This window comes from Herbaspirillum sp. SJZ107 (genome assembly GCF_006715485.1).
GTDB lineage: Bacteria > Pseudomonadota > Gammaproteobacteria > Burkholderiales > Burkholderiaceae_D > Telluria.
The window spans coordinates 1,359,192-1,380,869 of record NZ_VFNH01000002.1 but is presented as its reverse complement, the minus strand read 5'-3'; the positions used below and the strand labels follow the sequence as shown (position 1 = coordinate 1,380,869).

Sequence of the window (21,678 nt, the reverse complement as noted above, 5' to 3'; positions counted from 1 at the left end):
TTACACGCTCCAGAGAATTTGCACAGTCCATGCGGCGCAGGCGAGCAGCCACAAGATGGTCAGGGACTGCAGGGTCAGGCGCAGGCCGACCGATTTGATGTAGTCCATCCAGATGTCACGGATGCCGACCCACACGTGGTAGAACATGCCGAAGAAGGTCACCATGGTGAACAGCTTGAACCACTGGCGCGAGAACAGCCCGGCCCAGCCTTCATAGGTGAAATTCTGGCCGGTGAGGAAGGAAACCAGCAGGACGATGGTGAAGACCGCCATCAGGATCGCGGTCAGGCGCTGGGCCAGCCAGTCGCGCATGCCGTAGTGGGCGCCGACGACGAGGCGGCGCTGGCCGATATTCTTTTTGGTGTCAAAGCCTTGCATGATTAGAACACTCCGAACAGTTTCAGGGCCACCAGCAGGGTCAGGACCAGGCTGATGGTCAGCACCCAGCGTGCGGTTTTCTGCGAATCGTCCTTGTCCAGGGCGATGTGGTTATCCATGAACAGGTGGCGGATGCCAGCGGTAAAGTGGTGCAGGTAAGCCCAGGACAGGCCGAGGATGACGATCTTGGTCAGCGGGTGGCTTACGACACCGGCGAAGTGCTTGAAGGTGCCTTCCGACAGCAGGCTTTGCTGGAAGAGGTACAGCAGGAACGGCAGGAACAGGAACAGGCCGGCGCCGCTGACGCGGTGCAGAATCGACACGAGCGCCGACGGCGGCTGTTTGTAGTACCCGCGGTACGTGATATCGCCAAAGTCGACATTACGGATCACGGGCCGGCCCTTTTTCTGAGCCTCTCTCACGGCTTCGGACATTGCAACACCTCCATTAATACTGACAAATTTATCGAACCCAGTTTTCTTTGATTTTGTGACCTGCCCAGCGGCTGTTTCCAGCATCTGGTGGGGACGTCGACCGGGCCTTGCCAACGCTTTCCCAAAACCAAGGCATTGTAATCGCTACAAGCGATTAGTGCACCAGCATAGAGCCAGCGCAAAAAACATTCAGGACAATTCGTTTTGGTAATGATGCTGCGCAGTCAAATACAAACCGCGCCGCAACTCCACCGCCTTGTCTCCATAGGTAAACGACACCCGGTCCACGCACAGCAGCGGCGTCCCCGGCGTTACTTTCAACAATTCCGCATTCGCCTCGTCGGCCGCCACCGCACGGATCTTTTCGCTCGCGCGGATCATGCGCGTGCCGAATTCCGATTCGAACAGGCCGTACATCGGCCCCTTGTACTCGGCCAGGCGCTCCATCGTCAGGCCCTTGAACAGCTGGCCCGGGAGCCACAGCTCTTCCAGGATGGTGGGCGCGCCGCCGAAGGACAGCAGGCGCTTTACGTAGACGACCGCATCGCCCGACTTCAGGTCGAGCAGGCGCGCGACCTCGGCGGCCGCGCGCACGCGCTTGACCTCGATATACTGGTGATCGGCCTGGTGCGGCATGCCCTCGTCCGGCATCAGCTTCAGGAAGCGGAAGTGGGCACGCGCTTCGTGGTGGGAAGCGACGAAGGTGCCCTTGCCCTGGCGGCGCACCACCAGGTTCTCGGCCGCCAGTTCGTCGATCGCCTTGCGCACGGTGCCCTGGCTGACCTTGTAGCGACCGGCCAGCTCGACTTCACTGGGGATGAGTTCGCCCGGTTTCCACTCGCCCGACTGCAGGCTCTGCGTAATGAGGGCCTTGATCTGCTGGTAGAGCGGGGAGAAGGTGGGCGACGGTACGGGTGCCTGGGCCGTTCCGGGAGCAGCGTTGCCGGCGCCCGCGGATGGGATGCCATTGCTGTTCGGATTGGACGATGCTGGGTTCATAGAAGGAGATTTTTTCACAAATCACCTGCCCCGTCCAGTGCGAACACGGCAAAGTTATGTGTCTTATATAAGACATATGATATGAATTGACAGATGGAATAGCAGAGGAATACACTCCCGGTCGACCGGGTATGGGCGCCCCCTGTTGGCAAGGTGCCGCACACCTGATTTTTTGGAAACCGCTTTTGGTATCATTGCAGTTTTCCTGAACCTGCAACGTTGACCCCGAGTACTCAACAGTACCTTTTCCCACTTTTGGAGATTCATCATGGCTAAAACCCCAATGCGCGTCGCCGTGACCGGCGCGGCCGGCCAGATCGGCTATTCCCTGCTGTTCCGCATCGCCAACGGCGACATGCTGGGCAAAGACCAGCCGGTCATTCTGCAGCTGCTCGAAATCGACAATGAGAAAGCCCAGAAGGCCCTGAAGGGCGTCATGATGGAAATCGACGACTGCGCATTCCCGCTGCTGGCCGGCATGACCGCCCACAGCGACCCGATGGAAGCGTTCAAGGACGCCGACGTCGCCCTGCTGGTCGGCGCCCGTCCGCGCGGCCCGGGCATGGAGCGCAAGGACCTGCTGGAAGCCAACGCCCAGATCTTCACCGTGCAGGGCAAGGCGCTGGACGCCGTCGCTTCGCGCAACGTGAAAGTGCTGGTGGTCGGCAACCCGGCCAACACCAACGCCTACATCGCGATGAAATCGGCTCCGAACCTGCCGGCCAAGAACTTCACCGCCATGCTGCGCCTGGACCACAACCGCGCCCTGTCGCAAGTCGCGGCCAAGACCGGCAAGGCCATCGCCGACATCGAGAAGATGGTCGTCTGGGGCAACCACTCGCCGACCATGTACGCCGACTACCGCTTCGCCACCGCCGGCGGCGAGTCGATCAAGGACCTGATCAACGACCAGGAATGGAACGCCAACACCTTCCTGCCGACCGTCGGCAAGCGCGGTGCCGCCATCATCGAAGCGCGCGGCGCCTCGTCGGCAGCCTCGGCCGCCAACGCAGCGATCGACCACGTGCGTGACTGGGTGCTGGGCACCAATGGCAAGTGGACCACCATGGGCATCCCGTCGGACGGTTCGTACGGCATCCCGGAAGGCATCGTGTTCGGCTTCCCGGTGACCACCGAGAACGGCGAGTACAAGATCGTCCAGGGCCTGGAAATCGATGAGTTCTCGCAAGATCGCATCAACAACACCCTGAAAGAGCTGACCGAAGAGCGCGCTGGTGTCGCTCACCTGCTGGGTCAGTAATTAACATCGTCGCCCCCGCCTGCGCGGGGGCGGCGACTTTAGCAAGATAAATTAGCCATGCATCCTTCCGAGGTTTTATTCCAGGGTAAACGCCAGCCAGCGCTGCTCCCCGCCTGCGACCACTACGCCGGCAGCGAGAAGCTGATGCGCAAATCGATGGCCCTGCAACAAGAGCTCGGGCCCGTATTCGACATCACCTTCGACTGCGAAGACGGCGCCGCCGCCGGCCGCGAGCGCGAGCACGCGGAACTGGTCGCCACCCTGCTGAACGAGGTCGGCAACCGCCACAAGCGCATCGGCGCGCGCCTGCACGACCTGCACAGCCCGCACTTCCAGCAGGACGTCGACATCATCGTCGGCGCCGCCGCCAGGCAGCTGGCCTACGTGGTGCTGCCCAAGCCCGAGGGCGTGGCCGACGTGCTGCGTGCCAAGGAAGCGGTCAAGCGCGCGGCCGACAAGGCGGGCCGGCCGGACCTGCCGGTGCACGTACTGATCGAGACCCATGGCGCCCTGCACCAGGTGTTCGAGATCGCCGCCCTGCCCCAGGTCGAGTGCCTGTCCTTCGGCATCATGGATTTCGTGTCGAGCCACAACGGTGCGATCCCGGCTGCCGCGATGCGTACGCCGGGTCAATTTACCCATCCCCTCGTAGTACGGGCGAAGCTGGAGATGGTTGCGGCATGTCATGCGTTCGACAAGGTCGCCTCCCATAATGTGACGACGGATATCAAGGACAGCGCGGTTGTCGCCAACGACGCCACCCGCGCCGCCGGCGAATTCGGCTTCACGCGCATGTGGAGCATCCACCCTGACCAGATCAAGCCGATCGTCAAGGCCTTCACGCCGCGCCTGTCGGAGGTGAACGAAGCAACCAACATCCTGCTAGAGGCGATGGCAGCGAATTGGGGACCGATTGCCCAGCATGGCCGCTTGCACGACCGCGCCAGCTACCGATATTATTGGACGGTGTTGCAGCGCGCTAAGCTGGCCGGTCTTGCGTTGCCGGATGCCGCGGCGGCAATCGTCAACCAACCGGAAACCATCTGATGGCCCTCACCCTCAAACACATCGCTGCCGCATGCGCTCTCGCGTTCGCGGCCGCCGGCCTGTGCGCGCCGGCATCCGCCGCTTCGGAACACGACACCCACCCCAAGGCCGTCAAGGTCTTGAAGGAAAAGCACCACAAGCCCTCGAAGAAGGCCAAGGAAGAGCCGGCGCCGGAAGTCGCGGCCGCCGAGGATGAGCCGGAACCGGACATCACCGACACCGTCGTCACCGACTACGCGTGCGAACTGAACAACAAGGTCACGATCTACACCAACGCCCAGGACGACGGCCACATCGCGCTGCGCTGGAAGAACCGGCTGCACCGCCTGGACCGTATCGGCACCACCACCGGCGCCCTGCGTTTCGAGAATCCCAAGTTCGGCCTGATCTGGATCGGCATCCCGTCGAAGGGCATCCTGCTCGACTCGAAGCTGAACCGCCAGCTGGCCAACGAATGCAAGAACGCCGAACAGGCCAAGCCGCTGGTGGCGGCGGTGCCGGCGGCGGAAAAGAAAAGCTGATGCCGGCGCCCCGGTGAAGGCGCCCGCTCCGTTTTAAAGTAGTTAACAAAATCCTCTACAAGGAGAATTCATGTCTCACAACACGTTTAACACGCTGAAGGACCTCCCGCTGAGCGCGGGCCAGACCGGCCAGTTCTACTCGCTGCCGGCACTGGGCGAGTCCCTGGGCGTGAACCTGTCGCGCCTGCCGGTGTCGATCCGTATCGTCCTCGAATCCGTGCTGCGCAACTGCGACGGCAAGAAGGTCACCGAAGAACACGTGCGCCAGCTGGCCAACTGGGGCCCGACCGCCCAGCGTACCGACGAGATCCCGTTCGTGGTCGCCCGCGTCGTGCTGCAGGACTTCACCGGCGTGCCGCTGCTGGCCGACCTGGCCGCCATGCGCAACGTCGCCGCCAAGACCGGCGCCGATCCGAAGAAGATCGAGCCGCTGGTGCCGGTCGACCTGGTGGTCGACCACTCGGTCACCATCGACCACTTCCGCACCCCGGACTCGCTCGACCTGAACATGAAGATCGAGTTCCAGCGCAATAACGAGCGCTACCAGTTCATGAAGTGGGGCATGCAGGCCTTCGACACCTTCGGCGTCGTGCCGCCGGGCTTCGGCATCGTCCACCAGGTCAACCTCGAGTACCTGGCCCGCGGCGTCATGAAAAACGGTTCGATGTACTACCCGGACACCCTGGTCGGTACCGACTCGCACACCACCATGATCAACGGTGTCGGCGTGGTCGGCTGGGGCGTGGGCGGCATCGAGGCGGAAGCCGGCATGCTCGGCCAGCCGGTCTACTTCCTGACCCCGGACGTGATCGGCGTGAACCTGACCGGCGCGCTGCGCGAAGGCTGCACCGCCACCGACCTGGTCCTGACCATCACCGAACTGCTGCGCAAGGAAAAAGTCGTCGGCAAGTTCGTCGAGTTCTTCGGCGAAGGCACCCGTTCGCTGTCGACCACCGACCGCGCCACCATCGGCAACATGGCACCGGAATACGGCGCGACCATGGGCTTCTTCCCGGTCGACGAAAAGACCGTCGACTACTTCCGTGGCACCGGCCGCACCGAAGAAGAACTGACCGCGTTCGAGAACTACTTCAAGGCCCAGAACCTGTTCGGCGTGCCGCAGGAAGGCGAGATCGACTACACCCGCGTGGTGCACCTCGACCTGTCGACCGTGACCCCGTCGCTGGCCGGTCCGAAGCGTCCGCAGGACCGTATCGAGCTGGGCAACATGAAGTCGACCTTCACCGACCTGTTCTCGAAGCCGACCACCGCCAACGGCTTCAACAAGAGCCCGGACGACCTGAACAAGGTCTACGAAACGACCAACGGCGTGCGCGTGAAGAACGGCGACATCCTGATCGCCGCGATCACCTCGTGCACCAACACCTCGAACCCGAGCGTGCTGCTAGCCGCCGGCCTGCTGGCCAAGAAGGCCGTCGAGAAGGGCCTGACCGTCGCTCCGCACATCAAGTCCTCGCTGGCCCCCGGCTCGCGCGTGGTCACCGAGTACCTGACCGCCGCCGGCCTGCTGCCTTACCTGGACAAGCTGGGCTTCGGCGTGACCGCCTACGGCTGCACCACCTGCATCGGCAACGCCGGCGACCTGACCGCGGAGCTGAACGCCGCGATCACCCAGAACGACATCATCGCCGCCGCCGTCCTGTCGGGCAACCGTAACTTCGAAGCGCGTATCCACCCGAACATCCGCTCGAACTTCCTGGCCTCGCCGCCACTGGTCGTCGCCTACGCGATCGCCGGCAACGTCAACAAGGACCTGATGACCGAGCCGGTCGGCAAGGGTGCGGACGGCGTCGACGTCTACCTGGGCGACATCTGGCCGACTTCGCAGGAAGTGCAGGACCTGATGAAGTTCGCGATGAACTCGGAAGTCTTCAAGGCCAACTACGCCGACGTCAAGGGCAACCCGGGCGCGCTGTGGGAAAACGTGTCGTCGGTGTCGGGCCAGGTCTACGACTGGCCGGAGTCGACCTACATCGCCGAGCCGCCGTTCTTCAGCGACTTCGAGATGACCCCGAAAGCCAGCGCCGCCGGCTTCACCGGCGCCCGCGCGCTGGGCGTGTTCGGCGACTCGATCACCACCGACCACATCTCCCCGGCCGGTTCGATCAAGGAAGACGGTCCGGCAGGCAAGTACCTGAAAGAGCACGGCGTGCTCAAGGCCGACTTCAACTCCTACGGCTCGCGCCGCGGCAACCACGAGATCATGATGCGCGGCACCTTCGCCAACGTGCGTATCAAGAACAAGATGATCCCGCCGAAGGCCGACGGTTCCGCAGTCGAAGGCGGCATCACCATCCACCAGCCGAGCGGCGAACAGATGTCGATCTATGATGCCGGCATGAAGTACATCGCGGAAGGCACCCCGACGATGATCTTCGGCGGCGAAGAGTACGGCACCGGCTCCTCGCGCGACTGGGCCGCCAAGGGCACCCAGCTGCTGGGCGTGAAGGCCGTGATCGCCCGTTCGTTCGAGCGTATCCACCGTTCCAACCTGGTCGGCATGGGCGTGCTGCCGCTGCAGTTCCTGGCCGACGACAGCGTCGAGACCCTGGGCATCACCGGCAACGAGACCTTCGACCTGAAGGGCCTGGAAGGCGAGATCCGTCCGCAGATGCAAGCCGTGCTGGTGATCCACCGCGCTGACGGCAGCACCAAGGAAACCTCGGTGCTGCTGCGTATCGACACCCCGATCGAAGTCGACTACTACAAGCATGGCGGCATCCTGCCGTTCGTGCTGCGCCAGCTGCTGGCTGCGTAATTATGTGTTCGCTGCCCGCTTCGGCGGGCAGTGCGGCAACGCAAAAAGGGCTGGAACCTGTGAGGGTTCCAGCCCTTTTATATTGTTTATGTTGCTAGCCTAAAAACGATGACGGTGCTTTTCAGGTCTCGGCCCACATCCTGAGCAGGTTGTGATAATGCCCAGTCAACCCCACCATCTCCGGCCCATCGCCATGCTGCGCCCGCAAAGCCTGGATATTCGCATCCAGCTCGAATAACAGGGACCGCTTCCAGTCATCCCGCACCATGCTCTGCACCCAGAGAAAAGACGCCAGCCGCTCGCCGCGCGTCACCGGCATCACCTGGTGCACACTGGTCGACGGGTACACGATCGCATCCCCGGCCGGCAGCTTAACGTCGTGGGCGCCATAGGCGTCGACCACCGACAGCTCGCCGCCGTCGTATTCCTCGGGCTCGGACAGGAACACCGTGCACGACACGTCGGCGCGCACCGCCGCCCCGCCCCGCTGGGCGCGGATCGCGCCATCCACGTGCGGCCCGTAGTGCTCGCCGCCGGCATAGCCGTTGAAGTAAGGCGGCAGGATGCGCAGCGGCAGCACGCTCGAGAAGAACAACGGATTGGCCATCAACGCCGCGCTGACGATCCCGCCCAGCTCCAGCGCCAGCGGCGACCCTTCAGGCAGCTGGCGGTTGCGCTTGACCTGGGCTCCCTGGCTGCCGACGCTCTGGCGGCCGTCGACCCAGTCCGTCTCGCGCAGGCGCGTACGGCACTGCGCCACCTGTTCCGGGCTCAGGACGCCGGGGATATGCAGCATCATGGTTCGATCCTCCACGTGAAAACGCCCTCCCCGCTCGCGGCGCAGGAGGGCTGTGCGTATTAATTATATGGAACTCAGAACTTCAGGTTGGCGGTCAGCGTCGCCGAGCGGCCCGGCGCCACGCCGGCGTAATGCGGCGACGACACCTTGTCGAAGTACAGCTTGTCGGCCAGGTTCTGCACGTTCAGCTGCAGCGACAGGTCGCGGTTGACGTTGTAGCTGGCCATCGCGTCGAAGCGGGTGTAGCCCGGCGCGAACTTATTGTTGTTGACGTTGGCATACACGCGGTCCATGGCCGACAGGCCGGCGCCGACCGTGAAGTCCTTGTTGATCGCATAGCTGGTCCACAGCGTGGCGCTCTTCTTCGGCGTGGTCGGGAACTGGTTGCCGTTGTACGGCGACGGAATCCAGCTCGTGCCCGAGGCGATGTAGCCGTTGTCGGCCACCACCGCATCCAGCCAGGTGACGCCGCCGAACACGGTCCAGGCTTGCGTGACCTTGCCCGAGAAGCCCAGCTCGACGCCCTTGACTTCGCGGCGGCCGACGTTCTGGGTGGTGCCGTCCGGCGCGGTGACGCGGGCATTGTTCAGCTCGCTCTTGAACAGCGCGGCGCTCAGCGACAGGCGGCCGCCCGGCATCACGTCCCACTTGGTGCCCAGTTCCCAGTTCTTGCTGCGCTGCGGCTGCAGGTTCTGGACCTGCACGGTCAGGCCGTCCAGGCCGTCGCCGCCGTCGTTGCCCGGCGGCGTGGCCGAGGTGGCGTAGGACAGGTAGACGCTGCCGTTGCTGGCCGGCTTGTACACGATACCGGCCTGGGTGCTCCAGAAGGTGCTGTCGACGCGGGCACGGACGGCAGCGGCGGTGCCCGCTGCCGGGGTGAACAGCTTGCTGTCGAAATCGTCGAAGCGCGCGCCCAGGTTCAGCAGCCACTGCGGGGTGAACTCGATCGTGTCGAAGGCATAGGCTGCCTTGGTCGTGGTCTCGACGCTGGTCTGGGTCGGCGACAGCGTGCGGGTGTAGAGCCACGGATCGTTCGGGTTCGGATTGACCAGCGTGGTGCAGTTGTACAGCGTTGCGGCGCCCGAGGTCGGGCAGGTGAAGGTACCGGTCAGCGGGTTGTTGGTGCCCGGCGTGAACACGTAAGCGGCACGGTCGGTGCGCTCGCGCGAGAATTCGACGCCGGCGTTGTAGCTGTGCTTGATGCCGGCGGTCTGCAGCTCGCCGCTTAGGCTGGTGACGTTGGCGGCGGTGGCGGTCTCGGTGGCACGCGAGTTGGCGCGGCGCCAGACGTTGCCGTACAGGACGGTGTTGCCCTTGGAATCGTCGGGCTGGGTCCAGACGTAGTCGTTCTGCGAACGGCCGTAGCGGGTCACGTTGCGCAGCACCGCGGCTTTCGAGAATTCGTGGCGCAGGTCGACCGTGCCGACGTCGCTCTTGGTGTCGCGGAAGTCGCGGCTGGCCAGGCCGTAGAAGGTGTTGCGGTCGACGTTCCACGGACGGCCGTCGCCGTTGCGGGCGACGAAGCTGCCGCTGCTGAACGGGTTGTTGAAGGGGATGCCGGTGTCCGGGATCTCGTGCGTGGTCAGGTGGTAGACGCTGACGATGGCGCGGGTCGGGCCGTTCAGGCCGAAGGTGACGGTCGGCGCCACGCCCCAGCGGCTGCCGCCGACCACGTCGCGGCCCGGCGTATCGGCTTCGTGGCCCATCACGTTCAGGCGGAAGGCGCTGTCGCTGCCGATGCTGCGGTTGATGTCGGCGGTGACGCGCTTGTACTTGTCCGTGCCGATGCCGACCGAGGCGTTGTTGAAGTCGTAGGCCTGCGCGGTCTTGCTGACCAGGTTGACGCCGCCGCCGGCCGAGGAACGGCCGCCATAGGCCGAATTCGGCCCCTTGACCACTTCGACCTGCTCCAGGTTGAAGATCTCGCGCGACTGCGAACCGGCGTCGCGGATGCCGTCGACATAGGTGTCGGTCTGGGCGTTGTAGCCACGGATGAACAGGTTGTCGCCGACCGGGTTGCCGCCCTCGCCGGCGCCGATGGTGATGCCGGGCACGGTGCGCAGCGCGTCCGTCAGCGACACGGCGCCGGTCTGGGCGATGATCTCGGCCGGGACCACAGTGACCGATTTCGGGGTATCCAGCAACGGCGCGGTGAATTTCTGGTTGGCGGAGGCAGCAGCCTGGCTGTTGGCGCCGGTCACCTGCACGGTCGGGATCGATTGGTCGATGACGAGGTCGGGCGCCGCCTGGGCGCCCAGCGGCAGGGCCAGCGTCGCCAGCATGGCCAGTGCCGGTGCCGGCAGCGGGGCGCCGTGCTTGCGGCTCTTGATGAAGGCGTTCCGTGGTACCGCGGTCTTGTTATGGCTTGTCATTGTGGTCGAGGTCGGCGCCGTCTCTCTCCATCCGGCGCTAAAAGAAAATGAGAACGATTCGCATTATGATTCTTGTTGGACGGTTTGACAAGCGCGGATGAGCAGCGGAGTGCCTTCAATCATTGCGAACTTGCCGGTGCGTTACTGGCATATGGCCGAATCAACTACAATACCGGGGATATGGGTTTATCATGATTGACCGGACCCTCGATCTCATTACATCAATTTACCGAAGAGACTCCCAAGCGCTATGCGTCGCCCCTCCAAAGATTCACCCAAACTCTCGGCAGAAAGCCAGCGTCTCGTCAGTATCAGCCAAGCCATCGTGCAGGCGGCCAGCCGCGTTGAAGAACGGACCTGGGAGCGCAACCTCGACTCGCAGCTGCAGAAGCTGCTGAAGACGAACCACCAGGACAGCATCGACGGCGCGCTCAACGTCCTGTTCAAGGGCGACCTCGCTGCCTACGACGTGCTGATGGATTGCGTCGAAGCGGTCAGCGAGTCTTCCTGCATGACCGAACAGGCCGACGGCGGCGAAACCCAATGGCAGACCCTGCTGATCGCGGCGCCGGTGCTGGCCTGGACCCGCTTCGCGATCGCCTCGGGCACCATCCCGGGCGACGTGCTCGGCACCCTGGGCGCCCACCTGTCGGCCCACCTGCTGGCCGAAGGCACCGAAGTGGCGCTGGCCCCGACCCTGTACTCGCTCGACCAGCTGCCGCGAACCCATGCCGAAACCTATGCGCTGACCCACAAGCTGGCCCAGGCCGCGCACAAGAACGGCAAGAACGGCGGCGTCAAACCTGCCGCGCCGGGCCCGGACACCTCGCAGTTCCTGGCCGACACGCGCTACCTGCTGGCCGCCGTGGTCGCCCCGCAGGGCGCCCCGCTGTTCCGCTGGCAGGAGCCGCAGCACCAGGTCAACTTCGAAGCCGTGCGCGACGCCGCGCTCGAGCAATGGCGTGTCCAGGCCGGTCCCAGCATCGGCCGCCTGCTGCCGGGCTGCGGCATCGAGCTGCTGCTGCCGGAAGCGTACTACGTGGCCTGCCGCGAAGCCGACAAGCTGATCCGCCCGGTCTCGATCCGCGCCGCCGTCCACTACCTGACCCACACGCTGGGCGTGGAACCGGGCGACCTGCGCGCCGTCGTGGCCGGCTTCGGCGACGAAGCCAGCGACACCCAGGTCGACGAATACCGCGTCGGCTTCACCCTGCGCCAGCAGTCCGACGTCGTCTACGGCATCGTCTGGCCGCTGTACGGCCAGGAAGACGAGGAAGGCACGCCGATGGAAGGCCCGGCCCCGGGCGAACGCCCGCTGGCGCCGCTCGACGAGATCGTCCGCCACCTGAACGAAGTCGGCATCACGCACGTCAAGCGCATCGGCGAACGCTATGTGGCCGAGTACTGCGACGATTGCGGGGCACCGCTGTTCGCCGACCCGAGCGGCGAGCTGGTGCATGCGGAGATGCCGGAGGATACGCCGGCGGGGAATGAGCATTTTCACTGAGCGGCGCTATTGCGGCTCGTCGGCTATTGCAGCGCATCGCTAACGCGCTAGCTTCGTCAGCTCAAAAACCGTCGCCCCTGCGCAGGCAGGGGCGACGTTTTAAGGTAGCGGGCCTAGGTGTGCTGCTCGGCCCGCTCAATCCGTTCGCTCCGCTCCGCCTGTTTCTCCTGCTCCGCCAGATAAGCATGAATCTGCGCCACCGCAGCCGCCCCCTCCCCCGCCGCCGCCGCCACCCGCTTGGTCGACCCGGCCCTCAAATCTCCCACCGCGAACACCCCGTCCACGCTGGTCTCCAGCGCCCGCCGCGCATGCTCGCCGGTGGCGTCGAATCCGGTCAGCACGAAGCCCTTGTCGTCCAGGGTCACGCCGCACTCGTCCAGCCAGTCGCTGTTGGGATCGGCGCCGATGAACAGGAACAGGTGGCGCGTCTCGCAGCTGTGCAAGGTCCCTTGCCGGCGTTCGCGGTATTGCACGCGCACCAGGCCGCCGTCGTCGCCTTCCAGCGCCGCCACGTCCATGTGGGTGTGCAGTTCGATGTTGGCGCTGGCCGCGATGCGTTCGATCAGGTAGCTCGACATGGTGGCTGCCAGCCCCGGCCCGCGCACCATCAGGTGCACCTTGGCGGCGTGGGCGGACAGGAACACCGCCGCCTGCCCGGCCGAATTGCCGCCGCCGACCAGCACCACTTCCTGGCCGCGGCACAGGCCGGCCTCGACCGGCGACGCCCAGTAATACACGCCGCGGCCTTCGTAGCGCTCGAGATCGGGCAGCGGCGGCTTGCGGTAGCGCGCGCCGGACGCCAGCACCACGGTGCGGGCGCGCAGGCAGGTGCCGTCGTCCATCTCCACCCTGATCGGACGCGCATCGCACAGCAGGCGCACGGCGCGCGCCGGGATCGCGATCTCGGCGCCGAACTTGAGCGCCTGCACGTAGGCGCGCCCGGCCAGCGCCCGACCCGAAATGCCGGTCGGGAAACCGAGGAAATTTTCGATGCGCGCGCTGGCGCCGGCCTGGCCGCCATAGGCGCGCGCGTCCAGCACCATCGTCGACAGGCCTTCCGACGCCGCGTACACGGCGGTCGCCAGCCCGGCCGGACCGGCGCCGGCCACCAGCACGTCGAACACCTTGTCGCGGTCGATGCGCGGCAGCGTGCCCAGGCAGCGCCCCAGTTCGACCAGGCTCGGGTTGCGCAGCACGAAACCGTCCGGCAGCGCCACCAGCGGCCAGTCCGATTCCGTGCGCCAGTGGTCGCGCACCAGCTGCGCCGCTTCCGCGTCAAGCGCCGGATCGCGCCGGGTGTACGGGTAGGCATTGCGCGACAAAAAATTCTCGACGTCGAACAGGCCGGCATGCCCGCTCGGGCCGACCAGGATCGGCCCGCCCGGCTGCTCCTCGATCAGGCGCACCCGGCGCAGGATGAAGGCGCGCATCAGGCGCTCGCCCAGCTCGGCCTCGGCCATCAGCAGCGCGCGCAGCGAGGGCGCGTCCAGCACCAGCGTGTCGAGTTCGCCCACGGCGACGCCATCCACCAGCGGCGGCCGCCCGGACAGCGAGGCCACTTCGCCGCTGAACTGGCCGGGACCGTACTCGACCACCTCCACCCGCTTGCCGAGCGCGTCGGTGCGGCTGCACAGCAGGTGGCCGGCCAGCACCACCAGCATGCCGGGCGAATCGACGCAGGCGCGGAACACGGTGTCGCCGTCGTGCCAGCGGCGCGGCACGGCAAAGCGCTGCATGCGGCGGATATCCTCGTCCCCGAGCACGGGATAGATCTGGTGACCGCGCGTCGCGAGGTCGACCGCGGAACGGTGTTCGTCAGGAAGGAATTCGGAAATCGCCATGTCGGACCGCCTTCGAAAGAAGTGATCCGACCATCCTAAACCAGATTACTGTTTTGGCAAGGCGGCGATGACGCGTTTCGCGAACTCGGCCGTATTGCCGGCGTGCCAGCGCCAGACGACGACCAGGTCGTGCTCGGGCGAGACCACGATATCGTTGCTGCCGGCGCCGAGCGCGGCATAGGCGCTGGCCGGCAGGCCCGGCAGGTTCTTGCCCCTGGTATTCAGCCACCACAGATAGCCGTAGTCCGGTCCATGCGCGCTCGGGCTCAGGGCCGCCTTGACGTAGTCCGGCGGCAAAATCTGCCGGCCATTCCAGTTGCCGCCACGCAGCCACAGGTAGCCGAAGCGCGCCATGTCCCAGGAATCGATCCACATGCCGCCACCCCAGCGCGTGCCGCCGCTGACCGAAGCCATCAGGCGGCCGTCGATCTCGACATAGCTGTTGGTGTACGGCACCCACTTCCAGCTGGCCGAGGCGCCGATCGGGTCCATCACTTCCTGCTGGAACACGTCCGGCACCGGCTTGTTGAAGACCCGCAGCAGCGACAGCGCCAGGCGGTTGATGCGCACGTCGTTGTACTCGAAATGGCTGCCCGGCGCACCCAGCGCGCGCGGCTTGCGCTCGCCGGCACCGAAGGCCTCATGGCCGATGAAGTCGGCGTTCTTGCCCCACAAGCTGCCTTCCCATTCGGATTCCTGCTGCAGATGCTGCTTCCAGGTGACCGCGGCATTCTGCGCGGAGGCGTAGCCGCCGTCCCTGACGGTCTGCCCTACCGGCTGATTCAGGTCGGCAATGCGGCCGTCGCGCAGCGCCACGCCGGCGACGGTGGCGAGCATGCTCTTGGCCACCGAATAGGTCGGGTCGACGAAATGGGTGTCGCCGAACTCGGCCACCACGTAACCCTTGTAGATCACGACGCCGTTGGTCGGCGCGCGCCGCGACGGCAGCGAACCGAGCGGCTCGCCGAAGGTCTTGCGCTGGTCGGAGAAGTCGCGCTCGCGTTCGGTTTCGTGGGACTGCGCGAAGGCGATCGCTTCGGCCAGTTTTGCGCCGTTGATGCCGAGCTGAGCCGGGGCCTTGCGGGCCCACTCGGCAGGCGGCGGAAAGTAGGCGGTAGATGCGGCAGCCAATGCGGCCGGCGCTATCGCTGTCAATAAAGACGTTAACAGGACGACGCGCCGCGTGACCCGAATCATGCTTTATCTTTCATGCTTTATCTTTCCATTGCGAATAAGGCGAGCGGATCAGGCTGGAATTGTAGTAACGCTTGTCGCCGGTGACTTCGCGCCCGATCCAGTCCGGCTTGTCGAAGGCTTCGTCTTCGGACCCGAGCTCGATCTCGGCCACCACCAGGCCGGCATTCTCGCCCGCGAACTCGTCGACTTCCCAGACGTGCCCTCCATATTCGATGCGATGCCGGGTCTTTTCCACCAGCGGCTGCTCGCACAGGCGCTCCAGCAGCTCGGCGGCGTCGGGCACCGGAATGTCATATTCCCATTCGCCGCGGCTGGCGCCGGTGACCTTGCTCTTGATCGTGATCACGGCACGCTCGCCTTCGATGCGAACCCGCACGGTCCGTTCGGGGTCAGAGCACAAGTAACCCTGGCGCATCAGCGTCGGTTGGCCCTCGCCGCGCCAGCCATCGCCGGCAAGCAGGAATTTGCGTTCGATCTCGATGCCCATGACCGCCCCGCTCAGTCGTCCAGCGATTGCAGGATCGGCTGCAGCATCGCCGCGCCGAGCGCCACGCTGCGCGGGCCGTTCCAGCCAACGTGCGGGTCAGGCAGGTCGGCGTTGTCCTTGAATGGCATTTCCAGCGTCAGCGACAGGCACTTGAAAGTATGGCCGATGTACTTCGAGGCCAGGGTCAGCAATTCCTCGTTGTACTTGCTGGCCGCGTAGCCGATCTTGTTCTGGAAGTCCGGGCTGCTGGCCATGTAGCGCTCGATGAAGGCGTTCTGGGCTGCCGCACGCTCCGGCGTGAAGTCGGTCAGCATCTCGCAGCCGGCCACGAAGTTGTAGGGCAGCGCTTCGTCGCCGTGGATGTCGAAGAACATGTCGACGCCCGTTTCGTGGATCTTGTTCTTCACGCACAACACTTCCGGACTGCGCTCGAGCGACGGTTCCATCCACTCGCGGTTCAGGTTGGCGCCGGCGGCATTGGTGCGCAGGTTGCCGCGCACCGAGCCGTCCGGGTTCATGTTCGGCACGATGTAGAACACGGCGCGCTGCAAGAGCTTCCTCGCGACCGGGTTGGCGTTGTCCAGCAGCGCATCCATCATGCCCTCGACGAACCACTCGGCCATCGTCTCGCCCGGATGCTGGCGAGCGATCACCCAGATCTTCTTCTCGGCCTGCGGATTGCCGATCACGACCATGTTCATGTCGCGGCCATCGACCGTGGTGCCGATGTCGTGCACGCGCGCGATCGGGTTCTCGGCGACTTCACCCAGCAGGCGAAGGTGGCGTTCCCAGGTGTAGGGCTCGAAATAGGCGTAATAGATGCTGTCCAGTTCCGGGGTGTGCTCGATGGTCATGACCTGGCCGTCGAAACGGGTCGGCACCCGGAACCAGTTCTCGGTGTCGTAGCTCGCCACCGCCTGGTAGCCTTCGAAGCCTTTCGGGTAGGTGGCCTGGCCCGCATTCAGGAAGCGGATCGTGCAGGCCTGGCCACGCGCGCCCTGCAGGCGGAAGTGGAACCACTGGTGGATGTCGGCGTGGGAATCCTTGCGCAGCTTGAGATCAATGCGCTGCGGCGATTCCGCTTGCACGACGTCGATCGCGCCCGCGTCGAAATGTTGGCTGATTTTGATGGCCATGGCTGTTCCTTGGTTGCGCGTGCTTATTGCGCTTCGAGATCGATCAAATCCTTCGTGTACGCCAGCATGATCTGGCGCATCAGTTCGACGTTGCCGCGGTCCAGGATGACCGTCAGGTCCGGTTTGCGGTCGAGGTTGAAGGTCATGCTGATCTTGCCAGGCAATACCTTGCAATTCACCGTGGACGCACGCGGGACGTTGGGACTGTCCCAATCCATCTGCGTGATCTGCGGACCGGCCGCCGGCGCCTGCAGGGCCGGGTCCTGGTTGATCGGCAGGTGCTTGAGCAGCCAGAACACGATCGATGCCGGGACGAATACGCAGACGTCGCTGCTGCCCTGGTTGGAGAACTTGACGAGCAAAAGGTTGCCAACCCGGTCGCACGACATGGACATGCTCTTGACTTGGCGAATGACCGCAGATTTCACGACGAATCCCTAGGAAATATGGTTAAAAAGGCGCAAAGATTCTACCCCATCCCATATCGGAATTGTGTGAAAGAAATGCAAAAGGGGAGCGCTCCGCTCCCCTTCCGTTCTTGCTTGAGGGAGGAACGGTGCCGCCACCGTCCTCCCATCGTGGAATCCATTACTGCTTGTTGCCTTTCGACGAGCTGCGCGAAGATCCGGATGCGGAACCCGAAGCCGATGCCGATTGACGGTTGCCATGGCTCATGCTGCCTGCACGGCGTGCCTCTTCCGAGGTGAATTCGTGTGCGGTGCCCTTCTGATGTGCCGCCTTGCCGCCTTCGCTGGCGATCTGGCGCTGACGCTCCGGGTCCATCGATGCGAAACCGCGATTCTTGGTGCCGCCGCTCTGTTTGTTGCCCTGGTTGTTCGATGCCATGCTCTTCTCTCCTCGCGTTGCTGGAAAAACCGCCGCGTCCTGCGGCAGGCGTTGCCCGATGCCGCCGGTGAAGTACCGTTGAGCGATCGGTCGAATCATCTTATGCAGCTCGGATGGGTGACACTATAGGAGCATTTCAGATGACTTTGTAGGACAATGAGAGACAGAAAATGCACTTACGAAATCAACTTCCGGTAGTAAATAACTCGTCAGTATTTCTCCTACAGTCAGCGCCAACGTCTTCCTATACTGGACGCATGCCGGAAGGCGCATGATGTCTCCATCAGGCGGGGCGCAGCCCTGCACTCATCCGTTAGAAAAGGAGACGCGACCATGGACGCGAACCAACGCAGCGAAGTCAACAACCAGACCAACAACGGCGCCAACGAAAAATGGACGCCCGGCGCGACCGGCAAGAGTGCCGAGAACGGCGCCCCGCTCGACCACACCTACCCGCAGGGGCTGGGCGTGCAGCAGCAGGGCAACCAGCAGCGCGACATCATGGGCACGCAGCAGAGCGGCATGGGCCCGGGTGCGGCCCCGGGCGGCATGGGCGGCCGCGAAAGCGGCGACGATTCGGGCATCCCGGGCGGCTCGATGGAAACCCAGATCAACGGCGGCTCCGGCCCGGTGCAGGGCATTACCGACAGCCACCAGCGCCAATCGGAACAAAAGTCGTGGGCCTACGGCATGCTGGAACAACCGGTCGGACATCGCCCACAGGACAGCGGTGTGAATCTCAACCAGCAACGCGACATGCGCCGCGACGACGTACGCGGGCAACTACCCTCGCAAAGCACGGCCCAGCCGGACCTGCAGGGCGGCTCGCTCGGCCCGCGCGGCGGCAACCTGAACATGCAGGGCGATACCCGCGGCGGCGGCATGGCCGGCCCGCTCAGCCAGCAGCAGGCAGCGAGCCAGATGAGCGGTTCGATGGGCAACCGCCAGTCGGCCGCCCCTGTCAGCCAGGGTGACCTCAGCACCACTGGCGGCGGCATGGCCGGGTCGCAATCGCGCAACAGTGGCGGCCAGGAAGCCCAGCACGGCAACATGCAGGAAGGCGTGGCCGGCTCGCATGCCGGCGCCAACCAGGAAGCGGACTTCGGCGGCGTGCACCAATCGAATGACGCGGCCGGCGGCCTGCCGCGCTCGCCGGGCAATACCGGCGCCAGCACCGACCGTGCCGGTTCGCAGACCGGCGCCGGCGGCCGCGAAGCCGGCACCGAAGACGTGCACAAGTCGAACGACGCCGCCGGCGGCTACCCGCGCAGCCCGGGCTTTGCCAACCGCCTGGCCGGCGACAGCAACATGGACGACGATACCGGCTTCAAGCGCAAGTAAAGTCCAGTTAGTTCCCGCCTCAACGGCGCCGCCCTTCGGGACCGGCGCCGTTTTTCTTGATGCAGGTTCAAACCGGCAACCGCCGCCGGAACCCTGCCATTCGCTCGCCGGTCGAACCGATCACATCATCGCCGACAGCGAGCCCACTATGCTTCATCACCGCGACGCTCAGCCACTTGCAGCATCCTTGCCCCCTGCCGGGGAGGAGCCGCCATGCGCCGCCTGAACGTGCTCACCTGGCACACGCATGGCAGCTACCTGTATTACCTGGCGCATGCGCCGCACGAATTCCACGTGCTGGCCCGTCCCGGCCGCCCGCCCGGCTATGGCGGCCGCTGCGGACCCTTCCCGTTCGGTCCCAACGTGCACGACCTGCCGGCCGCGCAGGCGCGCGAGCGCGAGTTCGACTGCATCCTGTTCCAGGAAGACCACCACTGGCACAAGGACCAGTACGAACTACTCACGCCGACCCAGCGCGCCCTGCCCCGCATCTACCTCGAACACGACCCGCCAGGCCTGCTGCCGGGCATGGCACCAGGGCGCGCCGCCGGCAGCAGCACCGGTGCCACGGTCTGGCCGACCGATGCCCGCCACCCGGTCGACGATCCCAACGTGCTGCTGGTCCATGTCACGCCCTTCAATGCGCTGATGTGGGACAGCGGCCGCACGCCCACGCGCGTGATCGAGCACGGCGTCGCGCTGCCGCAAGGCGTGCGCTACGGCGGCGACATCGAGCGCGGCCTGGTCGTCACCAACCACCTGGCGCGGCGCGGCCGCCGCATGGGCGCCGACCTGTTCGCCGCCCTGCGCACCGAGATACCGCTCGACCTGGTCGGCATGGGTTCGAGCGAACTCGGCGGCATCGGCGAGGTCGACCATCCGCAGCTGCCGGGGTTGGCGGCGCGCTACCGCTTCCTGTTCAGCCCGGTACGCTATTCAAGCCTCAGCCTGTCCACGATCGAGGCCATGATGGCCGGCGTGCCGGTGGTCGCCCTCGCCACGGCCGAGATGGCGACCGTCATCGCGCACGGCGTCTCCGGCGTCGCCGTCACCGACACGCGGCGCCTAGCCGATGCCATGCGCGCCCTGCTGCGCGACCGCGGCCTGGCCGAACGCCTCGGCGCCGCCGGCCGCCGCACCGCGCTCGAGCGCTTCTCGATCGCACGCTTCGGCGCCGACTGGGACGCGGCGCTGCGCCACGTCACCCGCTAGCCAGGGCCAGCCATGAAAATCGACGATCCCGCGCTCGCCGCCAATCCGCCTGCCGCAATGCCCGCTGCGCCGCCCACTGCCATGCCCGCTGTGCTGCCCACCGTGCCGTCCACCGGGACGAAGACGGCGGCGCCGGCCCTGGCCGACGGCCTGGAAGCGCCTGACGCCCTCGGCACGCCGCGCCGCATCGCCCTGGTCAGCGACCACGCATCGCCGCTGGCGGCGCCCGGCAGCATCGATTGCGGCGGCCAGAACGTCTACGTGGCCCAGCTGGCGCGCGAATTGGCGCGGGCCGGGCACCGGGTCGACGTGTTCACGCGGCGCGACGCGATCGGGCAAAAGCAGGTCGTGCAGTGGCACGATGGCGTGCGCGTAATCAATGTCCCGGCCGGCCCCGCGCACCACGTGCCGAAGGAGCAGATGCTGCCCTACATCGAGGCCTTCGCGCGCTTCGTCACCCGCTTCATCAAGCGCGATGCGCGCCACCAGGGCGCGCCCTACGACATCGTCCACGCCAATTTCTTCATGTCCGGCATGGTCGCCCGCCACCTGAAGCAGACCCTCGGCATTCCTTTTGTCATCACCTTCCATGCGCTGGGCCAGGTGCGCCGCCTGGCCCAGGGTACGGCCGACGCCTTCCCGCCGGCACGCGTGCGTATCGAGCACACCCTGATGCAGGATGCCGACCGCATCATCGCCGAGTGCAGCCAGGACCGCCAGGACATGGAAAGGCTGTATGGCGCCAGCCCGGCACGCATCGCGGTCGTGCCCTGCGGCTTCGACCCCGAAGAACTGTGGCCGATGGAGCGGACGGCGGCGCGCAGCCTGCTCGGCGTCGAGCGCGCGCCCTTCACCGTGCTGCAGCTGGGACGCATCGTGCCGCGCAAGGGCGTCGACACCGTGATCGAAGCCATCGCGCTGCTGCGTGCGCACCACGGCATCGATGCCCGGCTGCTGGTGGTCGGCGGCGATGCCGGTGGCGTTGCAGGTAGCGCTGCGGGTGGGCATGCCGGCAAGCCTGCGGGCGCCGGGCCAAGCGGCAGCGGGCGCGACGCGCCGGAACTGGCGCGCCTGCAAGCCCTGGCGCACCGCCTCGGCATCGGCCCCGACGTCCATTTCGTCGGCCAGCAGCCGCGCGACGCGCTGCGCCACTACTACGGCGCCGCCGACGTGTTCGTCACCACCCCCTGGTACGAACCCTTCGGCATCACCCCGGTCGAAGCGATGGCCTGCGCGCGCCCGGTCATCGGCGCCGAAGTCGGCGGCATCAAGAGCACCGTGGTCGACGGCAGCACCGGCTACCTCGTCCCCTCGCGCGACCCGCAGGCGGTGGCGGCGCGCCTGGCCACGCTGCAGCGCAATCCCGGGCTGGCGCGCGCCATGGGCGAAGCCGGACTGCGCCGCGCCGGCCAGCACTACACCTGGCGCATCGTCGCCCGGCAGGCGGCGGCGGTGTACGCCGACGTGCTGGCCGAGGCCTGCGCCCCCATCCCCATGACCCACCCCTAGGAGCACACCAGC

General features: G+C 65.6%; 19 protein-coding genes. 8 read left to right on the top strand and 11 right to left on the bottom strand.

All coding sequences use genetic code 11. From position 1 onward, the window contains the following. The 3 genes from sdhD to FBX97_RS15855 all read right to left on the bottom strand — a co-directional run bounded on the left by sdhD (nt 1) and on the right by FBX97_RS15855 (nt 1,811). Nucleotides 1-378, bottom strand: a complete 378-nt coding sequence (gene sdhD, locus FBX97_RS15865; protein WP_141833209.1) for a succinate dehydrogenase, hydrophobic membrane anchor protein — start codon at nt 376-378, stop codon at nt 1-3. 2 nt (nt 379-380) lie between these two features. Further along, nucleotides 381-812, bottom strand: a complete 432-nt coding sequence (gene sdhC, locus FBX97_RS15860) for a succinate dehydrogenase, cytochrome b556 subunit (RefSeq protein ID WP_185748605.1) — start codon at nt 810-812, stop codon at nt 381-383. Between the two features lie 189 nt (nt 813-1,001). Then, nucleotides 1,002-1,811 (bottom strand): GntR family transcriptional regulator, encoded by an 810-nt coding sequence (locus tag FBX97_RS15855; RefSeq protein WP_141833207.1) that lies wholly within the window; start codon nt 1,809-1,811, stop codon nt 1,002-1,004. A gap of 268 nt (nt 1,812-2,079) precedes the next feature. Between FBX97_RS15855 and FBX97_RS15850 the strand changes: the two genes are divergently transcribed. The 4 genes from FBX97_RS15850 (at nt 2,080) to acnA (ending at nt 7,419) form a co-directional block, all read left to right on the top strand. Continuing rightward, entirely contained in the window at nt 2,080-3,072 is a 993-nt protein-coding gene (locus tag FBX97_RS15850) for a malate dehydrogenase (protein WP_141833205.1), read from the top strand. Nucleotides 3,073-3,129: 57 nt separating this feature from the next. Further along, nucleotides 3,130-4,119 (top strand): CoA ester lyase, encoded by a 990-nt coding sequence (locus FBX97_RS15845; protein ID WP_141833203.1) that lies wholly within the window; start codon nt 3,130-3,132, stop codon nt 4,117-4,119. Continuing rightward, nucleotides 4,119-4,640, top strand: coding sequence for a hypothetical protein (locus FBX97_RS15840; RefSeq protein WP_141833201.1), 522 nt, complete (start codon nt 4,119-4,121; stop codon nt 4,638-4,640). Before FBX97_RS15845 ends, FBX97_RS15840 begins: the two co-directional genes overlap by 1 nt. A 70-nt stretch (nt 4,641-4,710) precedes the next feature. Further along, the gene (acnA, locus tag FBX97_RS15835) at nt 4,711-7,419 is read left to right on the top strand and encodes an aconitate hydratase AcnA (RefSeq protein ID WP_141833199.1); all 2,709 of its coding nucleotides are present in this window, start codon (nt 4,711-4,713) and stop codon (nt 7,417-7,419) included. Nucleotides 7,420-7,540: 121 nt separating this feature from the next. On the opposite strand, the gene FBX97_RS15830 is transcribed toward acnA, so the two are convergent. Beyond that, nucleotides 7,541-8,218 carry a Fe2+-dependent dioxygenase gene (locus FBX97_RS15830; protein ID WP_141833197.1) on the bottom strand — a complete coding sequence of 226 codons (678 nt, stop codon included), beginning with the start codon at nt 8,216-8,218 and terminating at the stop codon, nt 7,541-7,543. A 74-nt stretch (nt 8,219-8,292) separates the two neighbouring features. After that, nucleotides 8,293-10,590: a TonB-dependent siderophore receptor gene (locus FBX97_RS15825; protein ID WP_255517486.1), complete on the bottom strand. Its 2,298-nt coding sequence runs from the start codon at nt 10,588-10,590 to the stop codon at nt 8,293-8,295. A 250-nt stretch (nt 10,591-10,840) separates the two neighbouring features. Between FBX97_RS15825 and FBX97_RS15820 the strand changes: the two genes are divergently transcribed. Beyond that, nucleotides 10,841-12,097 (top strand): DUF2863 family protein, encoded by a 1,257-nt coding sequence (locus tag FBX97_RS15820; RefSeq protein WP_141833195.1) that lies wholly within the window; start codon nt 10,841-10,843, stop codon nt 12,095-12,097. 113 nt (nt 12,098-12,210) lie between these two features. On the opposite strand, the gene FBX97_RS15815 is transcribed toward FBX97_RS15820, so the two are convergent. The 6 genes from FBX97_RS15815 to FBX97_RS15790 form a co-directional block, all read right to left on the bottom strand. Further along, on the bottom strand, nt 12,211-13,938 hold the full coding sequence (locus tag FBX97_RS15815; protein WP_141833193.1) for an FAD-dependent oxidoreductase: 1,728 nt from the start codon (nt 13,936-13,938) through the stop codon (nt 12,211-12,213). Between the two features lie 45 nt (nt 13,939-13,983). Next, complete coding sequence (locus FBX97_RS15810; RefSeq protein WP_255517485.1) at nt 13,984-15,069, bottom strand: serine hydrolase; 1,086 nt, start codon at nt 15,067-15,069, stop codon at nt 13,984-13,986. Between the two features lie 76 nt (nt 15,070-15,145). After that, on the bottom strand, nt 15,146-15,622 hold the full coding sequence (locus tag FBX97_RS15805; RefSeq protein ID WP_141833189.1) for a CYTH domain-containing protein: 477 nt from the start codon (nt 15,620-15,622) through the stop codon (nt 15,146-15,148). Nucleotides 15,623-15,633: 11 nt separating this feature from the next. Beyond that, nucleotides 15,634-16,758 (bottom strand): carboxypeptidase family protein, encoded by a 1,125-nt coding sequence (locus tag FBX97_RS15800; RefSeq protein ID WP_141833188.1) that lies wholly within the window; start codon nt 16,756-16,758, stop codon nt 15,634-15,636. A gap of 23 nt (nt 16,759-16,781) precedes the next feature. Then, nucleotides 16,782-17,120 (bottom strand): hypothetical protein, encoded by a 339-nt coding sequence (locus tag FBX97_RS15795; protein ID WP_255517484.1) that lies wholly within the window; start codon nt 17,118-17,120, stop codon nt 16,782-16,784. A gap of 226 nt (nt 17,121-17,346) precedes the next feature. Next, on the bottom strand, nt 17,347-17,604 hold the full coding sequence (locus FBX97_RS15790) for a KGG domain-containing protein (RefSeq protein ID WP_141834558.1): 258 nt from the start codon (nt 17,602-17,604) through the stop codon (nt 17,347-17,349). Nucleotides 17,605-17,937: 333 nt separating this feature from the next. Here FBX97_RS15790 and FBX97_RS15785 point away from each other — a divergent pair, with 333 nt between their 5' ends. The 3 genes from FBX97_RS15785 to FBX97_RS15775 all read left to right on the top strand — a co-directional run bounded on the left by FBX97_RS15785 (nt 17,938) and on the right by FBX97_RS15775 (nt 21,666). Further along, nucleotides 17,938-18,945 carry a hypothetical protein gene (locus FBX97_RS15785; RefSeq protein WP_141833186.1) on the top strand — a complete coding sequence of 336 codons (1,008 nt, stop codon included), beginning with the start codon at nt 17,938-17,940 and terminating at the stop codon, nt 18,943-18,945. A gap of 213 nt (nt 18,946-19,158) precedes the next feature. After that, nucleotides 19,159-20,157 carry a glycosyltransferase family 4 protein gene (locus FBX97_RS15780; RefSeq protein WP_141833184.1) on the top strand — a complete coding sequence of 333 codons (999 nt, stop codon included), beginning with the start codon at nt 19,159-19,161 and terminating at the stop codon, nt 20,155-20,157. 12 nt (nt 20,158-20,169) lie between these two features. After that, on the top strand, nt 20,170-21,666 hold the full coding sequence (locus tag FBX97_RS15775) for a glycosyltransferase (RefSeq protein WP_255517483.1): 1,497 nt from the start codon (nt 20,170-20,172) through the stop codon (nt 21,664-21,666). The last annotated feature ends 12 nt before the right edge of the window (nt 21,667-21,678 follow it).